We start from the raw sequence: 19,631 nt of genomic DNA on the forward strand, positions 1-19,631 counted from the left end.
CCGCGAGCCGGCCGCCGAGCACGTCGTCGACGGCGACCGACGGCTGCGCGGAGCCGCGCCCCGGCCGCCGCAGCAGCACCGACGGCGTGCCGCGCGCGCGGAGCCCGGCCAGCCGCTCCTCGATCGGCTCGAACGAGGCGACCAGCAGGCCGCGGACCCGGTGCTGCCCGAACATCCGCAGATAGGCGTCCTCGCGGTCGCGGTCGGCGTGGCTGTTGGCGATGAACACCGTCAGCCCGGCCTCGCTGGCACGCCGTTCGACGCCCTCGGCGATGGTGGAGAAGTACGGGTTGCTGACGTCCGGCGCCAGGAAGGCGATCGCGTCGCTGCGGCCCAGCCGCAGCTGCCGCGCCGAGCTGTTCGGCACGAAGCCCAGCGTCTCGACGGCGCGCTCGATCCGCGCCGCCTTCTCCGCCGACACCCGGTCCGGGTGGTTGAGATAGTGCGAGACGGTGCCGCTGGACACCCCGGCCAGCGCGGCGACCTCGCGGATGCCCACCTTCCGCGCCGGTGTCGTCACGGCTCTGGCATCCTTTGCGCGTGACGAGCCCCCTGGCCGACGGCGCCACGCTGGAGCGGCTGTACACCGGGACCGTGTGGGCCGAGGGTCCCGTGTGGCTGCCCCGCACCCGCCGGGTGCGCTGGAGCGACATCCCGAACGACCGCATCCTCGAGTGGGACGCCGCGACCGGCGAGACGACGGTCTACGGCACCGGCGTCGAGTACACCAACGGCCGCACGCTCGACCTCGAGGGCCACGTCGTCCAGTGCTCGCACGGACGGCGCCGGGTGGAGCGCGACGCCGACGGCGTCGTCACCCCGATCGTCGAGGCCGTCGGGGGACGACGATTCAACTCGCCCAACGACGTCGTCGTGGCGGGCGACGGCTCGATCTGGTTCACCGACCCGCCGTACGGCATCGACCCGAGCGGCCGCGAGGGCCACCCGGGGGAGCAGGAGTACGGCGGCTGCCACGTGTTCCGCTACGACGAGGCGACCGGCGAGCTGACCGCCGTCGTCACCGACATGGTGCACCCGAACGGGCTGGCCTTCTCGCCGGACGAGTCCGTGCTGTACGTCGCCGACACCGGCTACCTGCGGGCCGTCCCCGGGGCGCGGTCGATCCGCGCGTACGACGTGGTGGACGGCCGGTGCGGGAACGGCCGGGTGTTCGCGACGGTGCGTCCGGGCGCGGCCGACGGCATCCGCGTCGACGAGGAGGGCCGGGTGTGGGCGTCCAGCGGTGACTCCGTGCAGGTGTTCACGCCGGACGGTGAGCGGGTGGCGGCCGTGCCGGTGCCGGAGACGGTGTCGAACGTCTGCTTCGGCGGCGACGACGGCACCGAGCTGTTCGTGACCGCGACCACCAGCCTGTACCGGATCCGCACCACGACTCGGTCGGCGACGCATCACCGCACCGCCTGAGCCGCGGCGTACTCGGTGCGCCAGTCGTGCACGGGCGCGTACCCGAGCACCGAGCGGGCGCGGTCGATCGAGATCAGCGTCTCGAACTCGCCCAGCTCGCGGCGCAGCGGGACGTCGGGGAACCAGCGCCGCGCCAGCGCGGCCGACGGGATGGTCAGCCCGGTGTCGGCCGCCGCGATGGCGTAGACCGACGCGCCGGGGCGGGCCGCGGCCAGCGCGAGCTCGACCGCGGCGGCCGCGTCGCGCACGTCGACGTACGAGCCGAGCAGGTCGCGCCGGTAACCGGGGTCGCCGGCGCGGGCGAACGTGCCGTAGTCGTCCGGCGTGACGATGTTGGTGAACCGCAGCGCCGTGACCGACAGCTCGCGGTCCCACCGCACCAGCTGGCCCGCCATCGTCTCCTCGAGCACCTTGACCAGGCCGTAGGTGTTGTCGGCGGCCGTGTAGCCCTCGTCGAGCGGGAGGTAGGGCGGCGGTTCGGCGAACGGGAAGCCCATCGCGGTTATGCTCGACGCGATGACGACCGTGCGCACCCCGGCTCGTAGCGCAGCGAACACCGTGTTGAACGACGCGGTCAGGTTGACGTGGAACGTCGTGACGTCGGGCACCAGCCCGTTCACCGGGATCGCCGCCAGGTGCACGAGCGCGTCGACGCCGTCGTGCCGTGCCGTCACGCCGAGCAGCGCGTCGAGCGTCTGCCCGTAGTCGCCGAGGTCGACCCGGGTGAACCCCGGCCCGGCCGGCCCTGTGCGGTCGAACCCGACGACGTCGTGCCCGCCGGCCCGCAGCCGTTCGACGGTGGCCGTCCCGAGCCGGCCCGAGCTGCCGGTGACCGCGATCCGCATGGACCCATCGTCGCGGCTGCCTTGAATCGTGTCAATGACCACGTCGCTTGCGCTAGTGTGCCGTCTTGAAACGAATCATTCCGCCGAGGGAGTGCGCCGATGACCGTCACGCCGTCCGCGCCACGCGTCGAGCACCATCGCCGCCCACTGGGCATCGGGGAACGCCGGCCGCGGCTGTCCTGGACGGTGACGGCCGACCGGCCGTGGCGGCAGTCCGGCTACGAGGTCGAGCTGACGCGGGGCGGCGGCGCGCCCGAGGTCGTCGCCGTCGACTCGGCCGACCAGGTGCTGGTGCCCTGGCCGGGCGAGCCGCTGCGGTCGCGCGAGCGGGTGACGGTCCGGGTCCGGCTGCACGGCGACGACGGCTCGACGACGGACTGGAGCGAGCCGACGGCGCTCGAGGCCGGGCTGCTGGAGCCGGGCGACTGGTCGGCGGTCCCGGTGGGCGGCGCGTGGGACGAGGACCCCGAGTCCGACGACCGGCGCCCGTCGCTGGTGCGCCGCGCGTTCACCGCCGGCGACGATCTCGTCGCGGCACGGCTGTACGCGACGGCGCACGGGCTGTACGAGGCGGAGCTCAACGGGCGGCGGGTGGGCGACGACGCGCTGTCGCCCGGCTGGACCGTCTACCCGAAGCACCTGCGCTACTACACCTACGACGTCACCGGCCTGGTCCGGCCGGGGCCGAACGTCATCGGGGCCTGGCTCGGCGACGGCTGGTACCGCGGCCGGCTCGGCTGGAACGGCGGCTTCCGCAACCTCTACGGCAGCGACCTGTCGTTCCTCGCGCAGCTGGAGCTGACCTACGCCGGCGGCCGGGTCGAGACGGTCGCGACGGACGGCGCCTGGCGGGCGGCGCCCAGCCCGATCCTGCGCACCGGCAACTACGACGGTGAGGACTACGACGCTCGTCTGGAGCACGCCGGCTGGTCCGAGCCTGGCTTCGACGACGGGGGCTGGACGCCGGTCGCCGTCCGCGAGCGCGACCCCGCCACGCTGCGCGCGCCCACCGGCCCGCCGGTCCGCTGCACCGAGGAGGTCCGCCCCGTCGCGGTGCTCACCACGCCCAGCGGGAAACGCGTCCTCGACTTCGGCCAGAACCTCGTCGGCCGTGTCCGCATCCGCGTCACGGGGCCCGCTGGGAGCACCGTCACGCTGCGCACCGCCGAGGTGCTCCAAGGCGGCGAGCTGTACACCCGGCCGCTGCGCGACGCGCGGTCCACGGACACGTACACGCTGGCCGGCCGCCCGGACGGCGAGGAGTGGGAGCCCCGGTTCACCTTCCACGGCTTCCGGTATGCCGAGGTCGGCGGCTGGCCCGGCGACCTCGACGCCGCCGTCGCCGCCGGAGACGTCGTCGCCCGCGTCTACCACACCGACCTCGAGCGCACCGGCTGGTTCGAGTGCTCCGACCCGCTGGTGAACCGGCTCCACGACAACGTCGTGTGGAGCATGCGCGGCAACGTGGTCGACATCCCGACCGACTGCCCGCAGCGTGACGAGCGGGTCGGCTGGACCGGCGACATCCAGGTGTTCGGGCCGACGGCGAGCTTCCTGTACGACGTGTCCGGCATGTTGGCCGGCTGGCTGCGCGACGTCGAGCGCGAGCAGCTGCCCGACGGGACGGTGCCGTGGTACGTCCCGGTCATCCCGGCCCGCAAGACGTGGACGCCGATCCGCCCGGGTGCGGCATGGGGCGACGTCGCGACGTTCCTGCCCTGGACGCTGTACGAACGCTACGGCGACGCCGGCGTCGTCGCCGACCAGTTCGAGAGCGCCCGCCGCTGGGTCGACCTCGTCGACCGGCTGGCCGGCCCCGGTCACCTGTGGGACGAGGGCTTCCAGCTCGGCGACTGGCTCGACCCGGCCGCGCCGCCGCAGGACCCGGCCGACGCGCGCACCGACCGCTACCTGGTCGCGACGGCGTACTTCGCCGCGTCGGCCCGCCGGGTGGCCTGGCTCGCGGAGGTGCTCGGCCGCGAGGAGGAGCGCTCGCGCTACACGGCCCTCGCCGACGCCGTCCGCGACGCGTTCGCCGCGGCGTACGTGCTGCCGGACGGGCGGATGACCAGTGACGCGCAGACGGCGTACGCGCTGGGGCTGCGGTTCGGCCTGATCCCGGAGAAGCTGCGGGCCGCGGCCGGTCGGCGGCTCGGCGAGCTGGTCCGCGCCGAGGACAACCGCATCGCAACGGGGTTCGTCGGGACGCCGCTGGTCAGCGATGCGCTGACGGACGCCGGCGAGCTGGACACCGCCTACGACCTGTTGCTGCAGCGCGAGTGCCCGTCCTGGCTGTACCCGGTCACCCAGGGCGCGACGACGATCTGGGAGCGCTGGGACAGCCTGCTGCCCGACGGCACCGTCAACCCGGGCACGATGACGTCGTTCAACCACTACGCGCTCGGCGCGGTGGCCGACTGGCTGCACCGCGTGGTGGCGGGGCTGGCGCCGGCCGAGCCCGGGTACCGCCGCGTGCGGTTCCGGCCGCGGCCGGGCCGCGGGCTGACGTTCGCCCGGGCCCGGCACCGCTCACCGTACGGCGACGTCGCCATCGAGTGGCGCGTCGTGGGCGGTGGCCTCGTCGTGGCGACGGAGCTGCCGGTGGGCACCACGGGCGTGCTCGAGTTGCCCGACGGTGTCAGCGTCGAGCTCGCGCCGGGCCGGCACGAGCACCGGTCCGCGCTGGCGTAGGCGTCAGCGGTCGGTCTCGATCTCCTCCGCCGGCACCTCGGCCGGTACGCGCGCGCGATCCGTCGCGGCGGGGTCGTCGTCCGCGGGCGGCTCGGGGCCGCCGCAAGCAGCCCGGGCGGCGCGGCCGGTCAGCCGGCCGGGGTCTCGATCTCGATCAGGCCGGAGTCGCCACCGTCGGTCGTGCTGGTGAGCAGCAGGACCGAGGTGGCGATCATCAGAACGGCCACGAGCAGCAGGACGGCGAGCTTGGCCGGCGTACCGGACTCGATGAGCCAGCGGCGCAGCGGCGCCAGAGCGTGGCGGTCGGACATCGTCGTCCTCTCGTCATCGGGCAGCGTCACCTCGACCGTATGTGACAGAGGCCCTGACTGGCCAGCCGATTCGTCACATCCGGGAGAAAACGCCTACTTCCGCCCGAACGCGGCGAGGAACGTCGCGACGGCGGCGTCGGCGTGGGCGTCGAGGTCGCGCGGCGCGGGCGTCGCCGCGGGGCGGAACAGCGACTCGTTGAACGGCGCCGCCAGCAGCAACCAGAGGAACTGCTCGGCCGCGACGTCCATGTCGCCGCCCAGCAGCCCGCGCCCGGCGAGGTGGCCGAAGAGCCGGCGCAGCGTGGCGAGGCCGCGCTGCCGGCCGCGCTCGTCCCAGGTGCGGGCGAGGTCGGGGAAGCGCTCCGCCTCGGCCGCGACCAGCCGGCGCATCCGCAGCAGGTCCGGCGCGGTGACGGTGGTGACGAACTCGCGCGCGAACGCCCGCAGGTCGCGGGGGAGGTCCGTGGTGGCGGCGAGGGTGTCGAGGTGGTCGTCGGAGAGCCGCTCGGCGGCCTCGATGTCGCGCCGGATCACGGCCTCGAACAGAGCCTCTTTGCCGGGGAAGTACTTGTACAGCGTCACCTTGGAGATGGCGGCGATCGCGGCGATCTCGTCGACGCCGGCGGCCCCGAAGCCCCGGCGCAGGAACACCGTCCGCGCGGCGTCGAGGATGAGCGGCTCCTTCGGTGCGCCACGGCCCCTTGCCCGATCCATGAACTGAACAGTACAGTATCCGTCGAGTGAGTACTGAACAGTTCAGTATCTGAGGGAGTGGTCGACATGCGGGCTCGATCCGCCGACGGCACACCGATCGCCGTCAGTCGCTCGGGCGAGGGCCCGGCGCTGGTGATGGTCGACCCCGCGGGCGCGTTCCACGGGCTGCGGCCGATGGCCGGCGTGGTCCCGCTGCTGGCCGAGCGGTTCGCCGTCCACACGTACGACCGGCGTGGGCGGGGCGACAGCGGCGACACCTCGCCGTACGCGCCCGAGCGGGAGGTCGAGGACCTCGCCGCGGTGATCGAGCTGGCCGGTGGTGAGGCGGACGTCTACGGGTTCAGCTCCGGCGCCGCCGTGACGTTGCGGGCGCTCGCCGCCGGGCTGCCGATCCGGAGGGCGGCGCTGCTCGAGCCGCCGTTCGTCGTGGGGCAGCCGGCCGACGAGGAGTTCACCGATCGGCTGCGGGACCTGATCGGCCGGGGTGAGCGCGGCGCCGCCGTCGAGTTCTTCAACCGCGCCGTCGGCGTCCCGGACGAGTGGATCCAGCAGCTGCGCTCCCACCCGGCCTGGCCCGGCCTGGAGGCGCTGGCGCCGACCTCACCTCGACGATGACGGCCGAGCTGCTCGCCGCGGTGCGCACGCCGGTGCTCGTCCTCAACAGCAGCGGCAGCGACGACTACCTGCGCGGCGCCGCCCGCGACGTCACGTCGCGGCTGCCCGCCGGCGAGCACCGCGAGGTCCCCGGCGACTGGCACGGCGTCGACGACGCCGAGCTCGCGGCACAGCTCACCGGCTGGTTCCGCTGACGCCGCCGCGCGCCAGGCGTTCGGCCTCCTCGCCGCGCAGCCCTGACGCGCTGCGTGCCGCCGTTCGCCCTGGCCACGGTGTAGCCAGGGAGGTGTGCGACGCGCTGGAGGTCTGCGGTCCGATCGGACGGCAGAGCTCCAGCGGTCAGGACGGCAGCGTGCCCGGCCGGTGGGCGGCGGCCGCGGCGGCCAGGCCGGCCAGCATGTCGTCGGTGAACGGCACGCCGGCGATCGCCGTCAGCGCCGCACCCCACCCGGCGACGAAGTAGTCCCATCCGTCGACGGCCGTGGCGCCTTGCGCGCGGGCGTCGGCGAGGAACGTGAGGTCGCCGCGGTAGTTGACGTCCCACGCGGTCGCCCCAGGAGGCAGGACGGTGCCCGGCGGGAGCGGCGAGCCGGGCCGGTCCTTGCCCAGCCCGGTCGCGTTGACGACGAGCGCGCCGTCCGGCAGCGGGAACGGCGCGGCCGGGTCGCCCGCGGCGAGCAACCGGAGCCGGCCGTCCAGCACACCGCACCGCCGCGCCGTCGCCCGCAGCGCGGCCACCGCGTCCTCGTCGGTGTCGAGGACGGTGATGCTCCGCGGGCCGCGGCCGGCCGCCCGGACGAGGGAGCCCGAGGCGAGGGTCGCCCCGACGTCCAGGGTCAGGGCCAGGAGCAGCGCCGTCCCCGCCCCGCCAGCCCCGTAGACGACGACGTCGGCATGGCCGGCACCGTCGAACCCGCGGAGGACGGCGGTGAGCGCGAGCGGGTCGCGCGCGTGCGCGTCGACGCCGTCCGTGGCGCGCGCCAGCGTGTTCACCTCCCGTGTGAGGCCGGCGAGGACGTCGGTGCGGCGGAACAGCGTCGCGCCGGCCCGGTGCAGCCGCAGCTTGTGGCTGGTGACGACCGCTCCGGCGACCCGGGGGTTCGCGGCGACGGCGGCGACGAGCTCGGCGTACGCCGCGTCCGGCGCGTTCAGCGGCAGGTCGAGCCCGCGCAGCGTCCAGTCCGGCCGGCCCAGCGCGGCCGCCCAGCCGGAGAACGTCTCGTGGCTGCGGGAGCCCGCCGTCCTCACCCCGAGGAACACCACCAGCTCGCCCGGACCGTCCCATTCGCGCAGCTCGTCGACGCGGATCAGGCGGCCGTCGGGCGTCACGCCGCCACTCTACGGCGCGGCTGGGTTAGCGTGGCGAGCCATGCCGGACACCCGGATCCTGCACTGGAACATCCACTCGTGGCGCGACGATGCCGGCGCCCCGAACCACGGCGCCGTGGCCGCGCTGATCGAGCAGACCGATCCGCAGATCGTCTCGCTGGTCGAGGTCGACGAGCCGTGGGGTGGCCCGTCGGCCCTCGGCGAGCTGGCCGGCCGGCTGGGGTTCGCCTGCGTCTTCCCGCCCACCGTCCACTACGGCGACGACGCCGGCCCGCGCGGCGGCTACGGCAACGCACTGCTGGTCAAGGCCCCGATCCAGGCCGTGCAGCAGTGGCAGCTGCGCTGGCCGCCGCGCCTGTACGACGGCTCGGAGTCGTCGGAGGCGCGGACGGTGCTGCTGGTGCGGCTCGACCTCGGCGGGACCGGCCTCTGGGTCGGCAGCACCCACCTGCCCCGCCGCTCGGCAACGGCCCGGGCCGCCGCGCTGGACCGCCTGCTGACGCTTGCCCGCGGCCTCGACGCGCCGTGGCTGGTCTGCGGCGACTTCAACACGCCGGCGACGTCGTGGGTGCCGGAGGACGGCTCGGTGCGGGTCCGGCCCGGGACGCCGCAGCCCTCGTACCCGGCCTCCGCGCCCGCCGAGCCGATCGACTACCTGGTCGCGTCGCCCTCACTGACGGTCCGTGCCGAGCTGCTCGGCCGCGCCGGCTCCGACCACCTGCCACTGCTCGGCACGGTCGACCTCCCCGACCGCGCGCAGCGATTATCCTGAGGCGTCCGCTCTCACCCAGGATGACCTGCGATGACCTTGACCCAGGTCCAGGCCCGGCCCGGGCTGGGCGCGAGCCTGCGCTCCGCCGTGGCCGACCTGTTCGCCGTGGTGGGGCGGGCGGGACGGCTGCTGGGCCGGCACTGGCCGGTGCTGCTGGCGATCCTGTTCGCCGGCGAGGCCGGCCGGTACGCCGCGCTGTGGGCGGCGGTCGAGCTGAGCGACCTCAGCGGCACGCTGGGCGTGCTGGTGCTGGTCCTGGGCCCGCTGGCGGCGGTGTCGGCGCTGATCGCGGCGCTCTACGCGCTGCGGCATTCGCTGCCGTCCCTGCAGGCCTCGGCCGACCAGGCCGCGGCGACGGGGGAGGACCCGGCGACGCACCAGCACGCGAGCGTCGTCACCGTCCTCGGCAGCGTGATGATCCCGTTCCTCGCCATCTACGCCTCCTACGGCTACCTGTCCGAGGACGTGTTCCGGTTCGTGAACACCGCGGTCACCGACGAGCTGCTCAACAACCCCGACCTGCTGCTGGGCACCGGCGAGGTCGACCAGGACCGGACGGCGCTGGCGACCGGCTGGCTGGCGATGGCGCTGGTCGCGATCGCGATCGTGCTGCGTTACGGGCTCGGCGTCCTGGCCCGGCGGCGGCCGATGCGATGGATCCCCTGGGTCGCGGCGTACGTCGAGGTGCTCTGGCTGGTCACCCTCGCCCGCATGCTCGCCAGCCACCAGGAGGCCGCCATCGCGTGGCTGCAGGAGCGGGCGGTCACGCGGGCCGTCGCCGACGGGTGGCAGTCGCTGCTGGCGTTCTTCGGCCCGGTCGGCGACGCCGTCGACGGCGCGAGCCGCTGGCTGTTCGGCCTGCTCGCCGACGCCGACGCGCTGCTGGTCATCCCGGTCGCGTGGCTCACGGTGGGCGCCGTCGTCTACGGCCAGCAGCTGCGCGAGCCCGAGCGGCGTCGCCAGGCCTCGCACCGGCGGCCGCGCGGCGGGCTGGTCCGCCGCATGCACGCGCCGGCCCGGCAGGTCGGCAACGAGCTCACCGGCGGCCTCGGCGACCGCTTCGGCGCGCTGGCGCGCGGGCTGCGCCGGCTCGCCGTCGCCGGACTGGCGCCGATGCTGCTGTTCGCGCTCGCGTTCGTCGTCGCGCAGCGGCTGGAGTACGCCGTCGAGCTGCTCTGGCGCGACCTGCTCGGTCCGCTGCCGCTGGGCGCCTACCTGGCGTTCGTCCCGCACACCAGCATGGTGTCGCACGTCATCGGCACCGTCGTGGTGGTGTGCCTGCTGGGCGCGGCCATCGACCGCGTCCTCGCCCGCGGCGACCGGCAGACCGTCAGTCTGCGCTGATCACCAGGCCCTCCGGCGGACCCCAGCTGAGCAGCACCTCGGCGACCTCGACGCCGTCGGGGAGCAGCACGACCGGGCTGACGCTCCACTCGTCGGGGCGGCGCGGCCCGGTGTCGGGGTCGATGCCCTCGAACAGGTCGAGCTCCGGCCCGCGCGCGTCCGGCGGCACGCAGGGCGAGGTCGCCTGGCTGATCGACGGCGACGCCGACTGGTAGGCGTACTCGGTGCCGGCGGCGTCGCGGACGACCAGCTGGCAGCCGGACAGCGGCACGTCCGGCGGTGCGGCGAGCGTGAGGTCGACGGCGACGGCCTGCACGCCGTCCGGCGGCTCCAGCGGCTCGTCCTCGCCGAACGGCGCCTCGGCCGGGCGCACGCCGTCCAGCCGGACCCGCACGGTGAAGGGCACGTCGCCGGTGCGGTCGTACTGGCTCGCGGAGAACGTCGCCCACTCGCCCCGCTCGGCGTGGACGAGGTCGCGCGGCTTCTCCAGCCACCAGTAGTCCTCGACGCGGTACGAGCTGGCGGCCAGCGCCGCGGCCAGCGTCACCGGGAGCGCGACTAGCCCCCAGCGGTTGCGCCGCCACCAGCCGGGCCGCCTCACGACGCCGCCTCCGGTCCGTCGGCGGGCTCGGCGACCTCGACCGTCTCCTCCGACGCCGCCCACGCGTCGGCGTCGTCCTGGGTGAGCCCCAGGTCGATGACGGCGATGTCGTCGCGGCGGTGGTCCTCGGGGTTGGTCTCCAGCGTGACGACCAGCCGGGCACCGGCGACGGCGTCGGCGGGCACCTCGATGGCCGCCGCCACCTGCCGGGGGATGCCCGGCTGGGCGGCGCCGCCGGAGCTGTACGGGTTGCGCTCGACGCTGGTGCGGAACACCCGGCCCTCGGTGTCGCGCAGCGCGACGTACGCCGGGACCTGGGGTTCACCGGCCGCGGTGTACGTCCAGTCGACGACGACGTACACGCCGCCGGTGACGTGGACGGTGCCGTACGGGTCGGAGATGCGGGTGGAGCCGGCGACGGAGGTCACCTCGACGTCGCCCCAGCGCGTCTCGACCCGGTCACCGACGCCGCCGGTCCGCTCGAACGGCGCGGACGTCTCGTCGTCGACCGGCATCAGGCCCTCGACGGCGCGCCCGGTCGCCAGCGCCGCAACCAGCAGGACGGCGAACGCCGCCTGCCGCGGCAGCCCGTTCAGGCGCCGCGCCGGCGGGCGGGCCACGCGCCGGCCGCCCATCAGGAGTCCTCCTCGGCGGGCTCGGACGGCTCGGCCGACGGCGCCGTCACGTCGATGTCGCCGGCGACGACGGGCAGCGGGTCGAGCCACTCCTGGGAGCGGTCGATCGAGCTCTGCCGCAGCGTCCGCCCGACCAGCACCAGCCGCGCCTCCGACGGGACGGCGGCCCGCGCGTCCTGCTCCCACACCATCGCGACCTCGTACTCCAGGCCCGGCTGCACCGCGTCGAGGCGGGTGCCGTCGGCCATGACGTACACGTCGCCGGCGGGCACCGGCTCGTCGGGATCGGCGGTGTCGCCCGGCAGCACCTCGGCGGGCACGCCGGGCACGCCGTCCAGCGCGACGCTCTCGGAGAGCATGGCGCCGTACTCCGTGGTCGTTCCGGTCGCCGTCACCGTCGCGACCAGCGCCAGCACCCGGGTGTCGTCGTCGCCCTCGGAGACGCCGGGCAGCTCGTCGACCACTCGCATCCGCTCGACGGTGACGGTGAACGGGCCGAGGTCGACGGCCTCACCGACGACCAGGGGCGCGACGTCGGCCGCCGGCTTCTCGAGCGGGTCGAAGCCGCCCGCGACCAGCACGGCCAGCACCACCGCGCCGGCCGCGCTCCCCGCCAGCGGCAGGTGCTGGCGCGAGGCCCCGAGGCCCAGTCGCCGCAGCCGACCCCCCGACTCCGCCATCACGGGACCAGAGTGTAGGGCCCCGGCGGCCCTCGTTCAGGCGGCCGCGGCGCCGGTCATGATCGCCACCCCCTCGGCCATGGTGTGCGACTGCGGCGTGATGACGCCGGCCGAGCGGCCGAGGCGCTGGACGTGGATGCGGTCGGCCACCTGCCAGACGTGCGGCATGTTGTGGCTGATCAGCACTACGCCGAGGCCGTTCTCGCGCAGCCGCTCGACCAGCGCGAGCACCTGGTTCGACTCCTTGACGCCCAGCGCGGCGGTCGGCTCGTCTAGCACCACGATGCGGCTGCCGAACGCCGCCGCCCGCGCGACCGCGACGGCCTGCCGCTGCCCGCCGGACAGCGACTCGACCGGCTGGGTGATGTTCTGGATGGTGCTGATGCCGAGGTCGCGGACGGCCTCCTCGGCGCGCCGGCGCATGCCCTGCTTGTCGAGCATGCGGAACACCGACCCGAGCACGCCCGGACGGCGCTCCTCGCGGCCGAGGTAGAGGTTGCTGGCGACGTCGAGGGCCGGCGCGACGGCCAGCGTCTGGTAGACGGTCTCGATGCCGGCGTCGCGGGCGTCCTGCGGGCGCCGGAACGACACCTCCCGGCCGTCGCACGTGATCGTCCCCGCGTCCGGGACCAGCGCGCCGGTGAGGCACTTGATCAGCGTCGACTTGCCGGCGCCGTTGTCGCCGATGACGGCCAGCACCTCGCCGGCGTACACGTCGACGTCGACGCCGTCGAGGCCGACGACCCGGCCGAACGTCTTCACCAGCCCGCGCGCGGCGAGCACCGGGGTCCGCGTCGTCGTCATGCCCGCACCCTCCGGATCCACTGGTCCACCGACACCGCGGCGATGACGAGGATGCCGACGGCGAGCAGGCGGTACTGGTCGTCGACGCCGGCCAGCGACAGCCCGACGGCGAACGACTGGACGATGAGCGCGCCGAGCAGCGTCCCCAGAATGCCGCCGCGGCCGCCGAACAGGCTGGTCCCGCCGATGACGACCGCGGTGATCGACTCGAGGTTGGCGTCGGCGATGGCGTTCGGGCTGGCCGCGCCGGCCCGCCCGATCAGCACCCATGCGGCCAGCCCGTAGATCAGCCCGGCGACGGCATACACGCTGAACAGCACCCGGCTGACCCGGATGCCGGCCAGCCGAGCGGCGTCGGAGTCGTCGCCGACGGCGTACACGTGCCGGCCCCAGGCGGTCTGGCTCAGCGCCCAGCCGACCACGAGGTACATCAGCGCGACGATGACCACGCCGTACGTCAGCCGGAAGTCGCCCAGCGGGAACGTCGTCCCGGTCCAGGTGAGCGCGTCGGGGAGGTCGGCGCCCGGCACGCTCTGCCCGCCGGTGTAGATCAGCACGACGGCGGTGAACACGCTCAGCGTGCCGAGCGTGACGATGAACGGCGGGAGCCCGACCCGCGTCACCAGCAGCCCGTTGAGGCTGCCGGCCGCGAGACCGGTCGCGACGCCGACGACCAGCGCCAGCGGCGCCGGCACGCCGTGCTCGGCGGCGAGCATGGCGGCCAGCATGGACGAGAGCACCGCGATCGCGCCGACGGACAGGTCGATGCCCGCGGTCAGGATGATCAGCGTCTGCCCGATCGCCAGTGCCGCCACGATCGCCGTCTGCTGGATCAGCAGCGACAACGCGGCCGGCGCGGCGAACCGGTCGTTGAGCAGCGTGAACGCGATGCACGTCAGCAGCAGGATGATCGCCGGGCTGAGCGCCGGGTGGGTGTGCAGCAGGTGCTGGGCGCGCTGGGCGGGGGAGCGGCGGCGGCGCTCCAGCTCCGCCGCCGCGCTGCCCGGTTCGGTGGTCAGCCCCAGCACTTGTCCGCGCCCTCGGTGGTGTCGATGCTCTCGAGGCCGTCGGCCGGCGTGTCCGTCACCAGCGCGACCCCGGTGTTGAAGAAGTCGAGGCCGTCGCTGGGCTCCGGCGGCTCGCCGCCGCGGGCGATGTCGGCGATGGCCTTGACGCCCTCCGAGGCCATGAGCAGCGGGTACTGCTGCGACGTCGCGCCGATGCGACCGTCCTTCACCGCCTGGACGCCGTCGCAGCCGCCGTCGACGGAGACGATCAGCACGTCGTCGGCGACGCCGGCGGCCTCCAGCGCGGCGTACGCCCCGGCGGCCGACGGCTCGTTGATGGTGTAGACCACGTTGATGTCCGGGTTGCGGGTCAGGCAGTTCTCCATGGCCGTGCGCCCGCCGTCCTCGGCGCCGCCTGTCGGCTCGTTGCAGACGATCTCGTAAGTGCCGCCGGAGTACGAGCCGGTGGGCGCCTCGTCGCCGTTGCGCTTCGGGTCGGCGACGTCGATGCCCATGCCGGACAGGAAGCCCTGGTCGCGGTTGTAGTCGACGGAGACGATCTTGTCGTTGAACAGGTCGAGCAGCGCGATGGTGGCCGGCTGTCCGCCCAGCTGCGCTGCCGCCCACTGACCGATCAGCTCGCCGGCCTCGAAGTTGTCGGTGGCGAAGGTGATGTCGACGATGTCCGCCGGGTCGGGCGGGGTGTCCAGCGCGATGACGTAGAGGCCGGCGTCGCGGGCCCGCTCGATCGCCGCGTTGACGCCGGGACCGTTGGGCACGATGAGGATGCCCTGCTCGCCCGCGGCGATGGCGTTCTCGATGGCCTGGATCTGGCCCTCCTCGTCGCCGTCCTCCGCGCCCGCTGCGATCGTGAGGTCGACGTTCTCCTCCTCGGCGACCTCCTTCGCGCCCTCCTGCATGGCGACGAAGAACGGGTTGATCGAGTCCTTGGTGATGAGCGTGACGGCGACGGTGTCGCCCTCGCCGGCCGTGGACGCCGAGTCGTCGGAGCCGCCGCACGCGGTCGCGGTGAGCAGCGTGGCCGCCGCGAGCACGACAGGCGCGGCGAGCCGGCGCCGTCCGGAGCGGGAGAGAGTCATGGTGGGTTCCTTCTGTTCGTGGGTGCTGACGGTCACGGCACGGGCCCGACCTGGACGTTCTGGATGACGGCGGTGCCGTTGTAGACGTTGAGGCCGAACTGGCCGCCGGCGATGGTGTCGTCGACGGCGTCGATGACCGGCTCCGCGGCGTCGTCGAGGTATATCCGGATCCGCGGACCCTCGGCCACCACTTTCAGGTGATAGGTGCGCCCGTACTCGACGTCGAGCGGGTAGGTCGCGATGTCACGGCCCGGCCGCCAGAGCTTGATCACGTTGGCGTGCGCGTCGACGTTGGCCGTGTAGTGGCGGCTGGCGTCGCGGTTGGAGCGGAACGTGATGGCCGCGGCGACGCCGGAGTCCAGCCGGACGTCGGCCTCGTAGGTGAAGTCGGCGCCGGACGCGGTGTTGAGGTAGAACGCGTCGCCGCCGCTGGTGCCCTGCTTCCCGCCGGGGACGTCGGCCCAGGCGCCGGAGTCGGCGTACCACTTGCCGTCCAGGTTGCTGCGCAGCGTCGACTCACCGCCCCAGATCGAGCCGAGCTGGTGAATGGTGAGGCTCTCCAGCCGCACCCGGCCGTTGACGAAGAGCTCGACGGTGTCGTCGCCGGGCATGCTGTCGAAGTTGACGTTGAGGCTGCGGTAGAGCCGGCCGTCGTTGCCGAAGATCTCCAGTTGGCCGCGGTCGACCAGCAGCCGCAGCCTCACCCGGTCGTCCACCGGGCTGAGCGGCACGCCGTCCAGCGTCTCGGAGGCGGTGTCGTAGGCGACCTCGTAGTCGTACCAGCCGTCCTCGGCCGTGCCGAGCCGGAAGCCGAACCGGGACTCGCCGCGCCCGGAGACGTCGAACTCGGCCTCGATCTCGTAGGTGTCGGCCTCGACGCCGGCCAGCAGGTCGCGGGCGCGTTGCGCGTCGAGCATGCGCGCCTTCCAGGTCTGCGTCGACGTCCGCAGCGTCTCGATCTCCTCGATCGGCGTGCTCAGCACCCGTGGCGCGCCGTCCACGGTCGTCAGCGTCATCTCCACCGGGAACGTCAGGTTGCCGGTCCAGATGGTGCCGGAGTTGCCGGGCTGCCAGGCCATCGAGACCACGCGGTCGTCGGGCATGTTCATGAACGTCAGGCCGGCGTAGTACGAGCCGCCGAACTGGCTCTGCCCCTGGTTGAACCGCTGCGGCTCGGTCCAGTCGGTGGTGAACGTCGTGCCGTCGAAGTCGCCGACGACGTACTCGCCGCTGGCGTCGCTGAGCACCCACTGCACGTTCGACGGGTCGCCGTCGAGCGGCATCGGCACGAAGTCGGGGCACTCGAACAGCCAGCCGGCCTGGAACCGCGAGGCGAACGTCCAGTCGAGCAGGTCGTCCGACGTGTAGAAGTCGACGCCGTTGCCGCCGTGGTCGGACCAGACGACCATGCCCCAATGGCCGGCCTCCTCGTCCCAGAAGACCTTGGGGTCGCGGCTGGTGCCCTGCGGCTTCACGACCGGGTTGCCGCCGTCGTAGGTCTGGAACGTGTAGCCGCCGTCGGTGGAGTAGAACACCGTGACGCCGTCGGTGCCCGAGTAGACGATGATGGGGTCCTCGTCGCCGTCCTTGAGGCCGCTGACGTTCCGGGTGTCGACGACGCCGCCGCCGGAGAACAGGTTGCCGGGGTGGACGCCGGGCTCCAGCGCGATCGCCTGCTGCTTCCAGTGCACGAGGTCGGTGCTCGTCGCGTGGCCCCAGTGCATGGTGTCCCACTGCAGGCCGTGCGGGTTGTGCTGGAAATACAGGTGGTAGACGCCGTCGTAGTACAGCGGCGCGTTGACGTCGTTGATCCAGCCGCCGCGGGAGCTGAAGTGGAACTGCCCGCGGTTGTCCTCCTGGTAGTTGGTGATGGGGTAGGGGAACTCCGGGTAGTCCTGCGGTGTGCCGGCCGAGCCGGACTGCACCATCACCCCTGCGATGCCGACGACTGCGGCGAGCGTCGCCACAGCGGACCGTGTTCTCCTGCGCATACGTCCCAGCTCCCTTGCCAGTGATCGTGTGAAAGCGGAGATGAAGGTCGCCGCGACGGGCGTCTGACAACCTTGTCAGGGGAGTCTGGGGGCTCGCGGCGTGTGTGTCAATACTTGCTTTCTGCGGTGTTACGGGGTGATGATGCGGCCCGGCAAGACGGCGTGACAATGTTGTCAAAGGTGGCGTGGAGGCGGAGCGGCCCGTGCCGGTACTGTGACGATCGGAGGGGGTCCATGACCGAACACGCCGATCCGGTGACCACGCCGTACCGGCCGCGAGCGACGCTGCGCGACGTCGCCGCCATGGCCGGCGTCAGCATGAAGACGGTGTCGCGGGTGGTCAACGGCGAGGGCGGCGTCACGCCGCAGAAGGTCGACGCGGTCCGGCTGGCCATCAGCCGGCTCGACTACCGGCCGAACGTGTCGGCCAGCGCGCTGCGCCGGTCGAGCCGGCGCACGGCCGCCATCGGCACCGTGCTCGAGGACCTCGCCAACCCGTTCTCCAGCGCCCTCCTGCGGGCCGTCGAGGACGTCGCGAACGAGAAGCGCGTGCTCATCCTCGCCGGCAGCGTCGACGAGGACCAGCAGCGCGAGCGGGCGCTGGTGCGCGCCTTCACCGAGCGCCGGGTCGACGGCCTCATCATCGCGCCGGTCGGCGAGGACCAGGGCTACCTGCGGGCGGAGATGGAGGCCGGCACGCCGCTGGTGTTCGTCGACCGCCAGCCGCAGGGCCTGCTCGCCGACTGCGTGCTCTCCGACAACGAGGCCGGCGCGCGCGACGCCGTGCACCGGCTCGCCGAGGCCGGGCACCGCCGCATCGCTTACCTCGGCGACCTCGCCATCATCCCGACCGCTCAGCAGCGCTTCGCCGGCTACCAGCGGGGCCTGCTGGAGCGCGGGCTGCCGTTGGACCCCGCGCACGTCGTCCACGACCTCCACACCGTCGACGACGCCGCCCGCGCCACCACGGCGCTGCTGCGGTCCGAGGACGCGCCGACGGCGCTGTTCGCCAGCCAGAACCTGGTCACCATCGGCGCCATCACAGCACTGCAGGACCTCGGGCTGGAGCAGCGCGTCGCGCTGTTCGGCTTCGACGACTTCCCGATGGCCGACCTGCTCAAGCCGCGGGTCAGCGTCATCGCGCAGGACCCCGCCGCCATGGGCCGGGCCGCCGCGGAGCTGCTGTTCGAGCGGCTCGACGGCGAACGCGGCCGGCCGCGGCGCATCCTGCTGCCGACGACGACCGTGCTGCGCGGTTCGGGCGAGATTCCGCCGGGGCGCCCATGACCGCGGTCGGCGGCGCCGTCGTGGTGGGCGAGGCGCTCACCGACGTCATCGTCGAGCGCGACGGCTCGCAGACCCGTCACCCCGGCGGCAGCCCGGCGAACGTCGCCTACGGGCTCGGGCGGCTCGGCCGGCGGACCGCGCTGGTCACCGAGCTGGGCGCCGACCCCGACGGCGACGCGATCCGGGCGCACCTGGCCTCCGCGGGCGTCGAGGTCCGCACGCAGGGCGCCGCCGCGCGGACGTCGTCGGCCATCGCGAGACTCGGGGCCGACGGATCGGCCGACTACCGGTTCGACCTGACCTGGGAGCTCGGGCCGGTCGCGCTGCCGGAGGCACCGCTGGTGGTGCACACCGGCTCGCTGGCGACGACGGTCGCGCCGGGAGCGGCGGCGGTCGAACGGCTGCTCGGCGACCTCCGGCCTGGCAGTACGGTCAGCTACGACCCCAACATCCGGCCGGCGCTCATGGGCCCGGCCGGCGAGCTGCGCGGACGGGTCGAGCGGCTCATCGCCGGCAGCGATGTCGTCAAGGCCAGCGACCAGGACACCGCCTTCCTCGCGCCGGGCCGCGACCCGGTCGACGTGGCGCGCGACTGGCTGCGGCTCGGCCCGGCGCTGGTCGTCGTCACCCTGGGCGGCGCCGGCGCGGTCGCCGTCACGCGCGGCGGCGAGGTGCGCGTGCCGGCCGCACCCGTCGCCGTCGCCGACACCGTGGGTGCCGGTGACTCCTTCACGGCCGGGCTGCTCGACGGCCTGTGGGACGCCGACCTGCTCGGCGGCGCCGCCCGGCCGCGGCTGCGCGACGTCCCCGCCGAGGTCGTCGAGCGGGTCGTGCGCCGGGCCACGCTGGCCGCCGCCGTCACCGTGTCGCGGGCCGGCGCCAACCCGCCCACCCGCGACGAGCTCGACGCCGTCAGCNGACCTGCTCGGCGGCGCCGCCCGGCCGCGGCTGCGCGACGTCCCCGCCGAGGTCGTCGAGCGGGTCGTGCGCCGGGCCACGCTGGCCGCCGCCGTCACCGTGTCGCGGGCCGGCGCCAACCCGCCCACCCGCGACGAGCTCGACGCCGTCAGCCGGTCCGCGGGCCCCTGATCACGGCGCGAGCCGGCGGGCGCGGTCGAGCAGCAGCCGGCGCTCGCGGTCGTTGCGGGTCAGCCGCGGCCGCCCGCTCGAACTCCGCTCGCACCGCGCCGCGCCTCGTCGCGCCTCGTCGCGCCGCAGAAAGTTGATCTTGGAGTTCTTCGGCAAATACCGTCCGAAATGCCCGATAGATGGCCGAACAACTCCAAGATCAACTTGGCTGGCGCCGGGAGGTTGGCGTCTCGCATGGTGAGAGACGGCTCACGTTAACGAAATCGTAACCGGGCTGTCGTGCGCCGGCCGCCGGTGCGACGCTGGCGCGGGGCCGGTCCCGGACGGCGACCCCGGCGCGGCGTGTCAGCGGCCCGTCGCCGCACCCGCGTGCGCCACCTGCCGCAGCGTG

21 protein-coding genes are annotated in these 19,631 nt (G+C 74.0%); 8 read left to right on the forward strand and 13 right to left on the reverse strand.

Annotation, left to right across the window (positions count from 1 at the left end):
- A partial coding sequence (locus tag DY240_RS18920) for a LacI family DNA-binding transcriptional regulator (RefSeq protein WP_147375397.1) occupies nt 1-520 on the reverse strand: 520 nt, incomplete at its 3' end.
- Nucleotides 521-540: 20 nt separating this feature from the next.
- Here DY240_RS18920 and DY240_RS18925 point away from each other — a divergent pair.
- Nucleotides 541-1,425, forward strand: coding sequence for an SMP-30/gluconolactonase/LRE family protein (locus DY240_RS18925; RefSeq protein WP_199701777.1), 885 nt, complete (start codon nt 541-543; stop codon nt 1,423-1,425).
- Here the strand turns inward: DY240_RS18925 and DY240_RS18930 are convergent.
- Nucleotides 1,410-2,270: an NAD-dependent epimerase/dehydratase family protein gene (locus tag DY240_RS18930; protein WP_119661400.1), complete on the reverse strand. Its 861-nt coding sequence runs from the start codon at nt 2,268-2,270 to the stop codon at nt 1,410-1,412. The two genes, DY240_RS18925 and DY240_RS18930, sit on opposite strands and share 16 nt — an antisense overlap.
- 99 nt (nt 2,271-2,369) lie before the next feature.
- Here DY240_RS18930 and DY240_RS18935 point away from each other — a divergent pair, with 99 nt between their 5' ends.
- Nucleotides 2,370-4,961: an alpha-L-rhamnosidase gene (locus DY240_RS18935; protein WP_119661401.1), complete on the forward strand. Its 2,592-nt coding sequence runs from the start codon at nt 2,370-2,372 to the stop codon at nt 4,959-4,961.
- A 128-nt stretch (nt 4,962-5,089) separates the two neighbouring features.
- On the opposite strand, the gene DY240_RS18940 is transcribed toward DY240_RS18935, so the two are convergent.
- Both DY240_RS18940 and DY240_RS18945 read right to left on the reverse strand, forming a co-directional pair.
- Nucleotides 5,090-5,302 (reverse strand): hypothetical protein, encoded by a 213-nt coding sequence (locus DY240_RS18940; RefSeq protein WP_147375398.1) that lies wholly within the window; start codon nt 5,300-5,302, stop codon nt 5,090-5,092.
- A 63-nt stretch (nt 5,303-5,365) separates the two neighbouring features.
- Nucleotides 5,366-5,986, reverse strand: coding sequence for a TetR/AcrR family transcriptional regulator (locus tag DY240_RS18945; protein WP_119661403.1), 621 nt, complete (start codon nt 5,984-5,986; stop codon nt 5,366-5,368).
- Nucleotides 5,987-6,052: 66 nt separating this feature from the next.
- Here DY240_RS18945 and DY240_RS18950 point away from each other — a divergent pair, with 66 nt between their 5' ends.
- Together DY240_RS18950 and DY240_RS18955 are read left to right on the forward strand one after the other, a co-directional pair.
- Entirely contained in the window at nt 6,053-6,601 is a 549-nt protein-coding gene (locus tag DY240_RS18950) for an alpha/beta fold hydrolase (protein WP_147375399.1), read from the forward strand.
- The gene (locus DY240_RS18955; protein WP_119661405.1) at nt 6,598-6,795 is read left to right on the forward strand and encodes a hypothetical protein; all 198 of its coding nucleotides are present in this window, start codon (nt 6,598-6,600) and stop codon (nt 6,793-6,795) included. Before DY240_RS18950 ends, DY240_RS18955 begins: the two co-directional genes overlap by 4 nt.
- A gap of 145 nt (nt 6,796-6,940) precedes the next feature.
- On the opposite strand, the gene DY240_RS18960 is transcribed toward DY240_RS18955, so the two are convergent.
- Nucleotides 6,941-7,930: a hypothetical protein gene (locus DY240_RS18960; protein ID WP_119661406.1), complete on the reverse strand. Its 990-nt coding sequence runs from the start codon at nt 7,928-7,930 to the stop codon at nt 6,941-6,943.
- 40 nt (nt 7,931-7,970) lie between these two features.
- Here DY240_RS18960 and DY240_RS18965 point away from each other — a divergent pair, with 40 nt between their 5' ends.
- Together DY240_RS18965 and DY240_RS18970 are read left to right on the forward strand one after the other, a co-directional pair.
- Nucleotides 7,971-8,702: an endonuclease/exonuclease/phosphatase family protein gene (locus tag DY240_RS18965; RefSeq protein WP_119661407.1), complete on the forward strand. Its 732-nt coding sequence runs from the start codon at nt 7,971-7,973 to the stop codon at nt 8,700-8,702.
- 30 nt (nt 8,703-8,732) lie between these two features.
- Complete coding sequence (locus DY240_RS18970) at nt 8,733-10,046, forward strand: hypothetical protein (protein WP_119661408.1); 1,314 nt, start codon at nt 8,733-8,735, stop codon at nt 10,044-10,046.
- Here the strand turns inward: DY240_RS18970 and DY240_RS18975 are convergent.
- From DY240_RS18975 to DY240_RS19005, 7 genes are read right to left on the reverse strand one after another with little or no spacing between them, the layout of a single operon-like run.
- On the reverse strand, nt 10,033-10,647 hold the full coding sequence (locus tag DY240_RS18975) for a hypothetical protein (protein WP_147375400.1): 615 nt from the start codon (nt 10,645-10,647) through the stop codon (nt 10,033-10,035). The genes DY240_RS18970 and DY240_RS18975 overlap by 14 nt on opposite strands.
- On the reverse strand, nt 10,644-11,282 hold the full coding sequence (locus tag DY240_RS18980) for a hypothetical protein (RefSeq protein WP_119661410.1): 639 nt from the start codon (nt 11,280-11,282) through the stop codon (nt 10,644-10,646). Before DY240_RS18980 ends, DY240_RS18975 begins: the two co-directional genes overlap by 4 nt.
- Nucleotides 11,282-11,965 (reverse strand): hypothetical protein, encoded by a 684-nt coding sequence (locus tag DY240_RS18985; RefSeq protein ID WP_147375401.1) that lies wholly within the window; start codon nt 11,963-11,965, stop codon nt 11,282-11,284. The genes DY240_RS18980 and DY240_RS18985 overlap by 1 nt, the downstream gene beginning before the upstream one ends.
- 33 nt (nt 11,966-11,998) lie before the next feature.
- Complete coding sequence (locus tag DY240_RS18990; protein ID WP_119661412.1) at nt 11,999-12,766, reverse strand: ATP-binding cassette domain-containing protein; 768 nt, start codon at nt 12,764-12,766, stop codon at nt 11,999-12,001.
- Complete coding sequence (locus DY240_RS18995) at nt 12,763-13,794, reverse strand: ABC transporter permease (RefSeq protein ID WP_199701778.1); 1,032 nt, start codon at nt 13,792-13,794, stop codon at nt 12,763-12,765. Before DY240_RS18995 ends, DY240_RS18990 begins: the two co-directional genes overlap by 4 nt.
- Nucleotides 13,782-14,873 (reverse strand): substrate-binding domain-containing protein, encoded by a 1,092-nt coding sequence (locus DY240_RS19000; protein ID WP_119661429.1) that lies wholly within the window; start codon nt 14,871-14,873, stop codon nt 13,782-13,784. Before DY240_RS19000 ends, DY240_RS18995 begins: the two co-directional genes overlap by 13 nt.
- A gap of 32 nt (nt 14,874-14,905) precedes the next feature.
- Nucleotides 14,906-16,840, reverse strand: coding sequence for a glycoside hydrolase family 32 protein (locus DY240_RS19005; protein WP_199701779.1), 1,935 nt, complete (start codon nt 16,838-16,840; stop codon nt 14,906-14,908).
- A gap of 258 nt (nt 16,841-17,098) precedes the next feature.
- Between DY240_RS19005 and DY240_RS19010 the strand changes: the two genes are divergently transcribed.
- Nucleotides 17,099-18,151, forward strand: coding sequence for a LacI family DNA-binding transcriptional regulator (locus DY240_RS19010; RefSeq protein WP_119661414.1), 1,053 nt, complete (start codon nt 17,099-17,101; stop codon nt 18,149-18,151).
- The coding region (locus tag DY240_RS19015; protein WP_147375403.1) for a carbohydrate kinase family protein at nt 18,148-19,068 on the forward strand (921 nt) is incomplete at its 3' end. The genes DY240_RS19010 and DY240_RS19015, both read left to right, overlap by 4 nt.
- 172 nt (nt 19,069-19,240) lie before the next feature.
- On the opposite strand, the gene DY240_RS33410 is transcribed toward DY240_RS19015, so the two are convergent.
- Complete coding sequence (locus tag DY240_RS33410; protein WP_233552795.1) at nt 19,241-19,396, reverse strand: hypothetical protein; 156 nt, start codon at nt 19,394-19,396, stop codon at nt 19,241-19,243.
- Nucleotides 19,397-19,631 lie beyond the last annotated feature (235 nt).

Origin of the sequence: Jiangella rhizosphaerae, from assembly GCF_003579925.1 — a bacterium.
Classification (GTDB): Bacteria; Actinomycetota; Actinomycetes; order Jiangellales; family Jiangellaceae; genus Jiangella; species Jiangella rhizosphaerae.

Bases quoted from the DNA above. Each gene is read 5' to 3' on its own strand.
- DY240_RS19010 (WP_119661414.1), top strand. From the start codon at position 17,099: ATGACCGAACACGCCGATCCGGTGACCACGCCGTACCGGCCGCGAGCG.
- DY240_RS18980 (WP_119661410.1), bottom strand. From the start codon at position 11,282: ATGGGCGGCCGGCGCGTGGCCCGCCCGCCGGCGCGGCGCCTGAACGGG.
- DY240_RS18965 (WP_119661407.1), top strand. From the start codon at position 7,971: ATGCCGGACACCCGGATCCTGCACTGGAACATCCACTCGTGGCGCGAC.
- DY240_RS18955 (WP_119661405.1), top strand. From the start codon at position 6,598: ATGACGGCCGAGCTGCTCGCCGCGGTGCGCACGCCGGTGCTCGTCCTC.
- DY240_RS18930 (WP_119661400.1), bottom strand. From the start codon at position 2,270: ATGCGGATCGCGGTCACCGGCAGCTCGGGCCGGCTCGGGACGGCCACC.
- DY240_RS19000 (WP_119661429.1), bottom strand. From the start codon at position 14,873: ATGACTCTCTCCCGCTCCGGACGGCGCCGGCTCGCCGCGCCTGTCGTG.
- DY240_RS18945 (WP_119661403.1), bottom strand. From the start codon at position 5,986: ATGGATCGGGCAAGGGGCCGTGGCGCACCGAAGGAGCCGCTCATCCTC.
- DY240_RS18935 (WP_119661401.1), top strand. From the start codon at position 2,370: ATGACCGTCACGCCGTCCGCGCCACGCGTCGAGCACCATCGCCGCCCA.
- DY240_RS18950 (WP_147375399.1), top strand. From the start codon at position 6,053: ATGCGGGCTCGATCCGCCGACGGCACACCGATCGCCGTCAGTCGCTCG.
- DY240_RS18990 (WP_119661412.1), bottom strand. From the start codon at position 12,766: ATGACGACGACGCGGACCCCGGTGCTCGCCGCGCGCGGGCTGGTGAAG.
- DY240_RS18970 (WP_119661408.1), top strand. From the start codon at position 8,733: ATGACCTTGACCCAGGTCCAGGCCCGGCCCGGGCTGGGCGCGAGCCTG.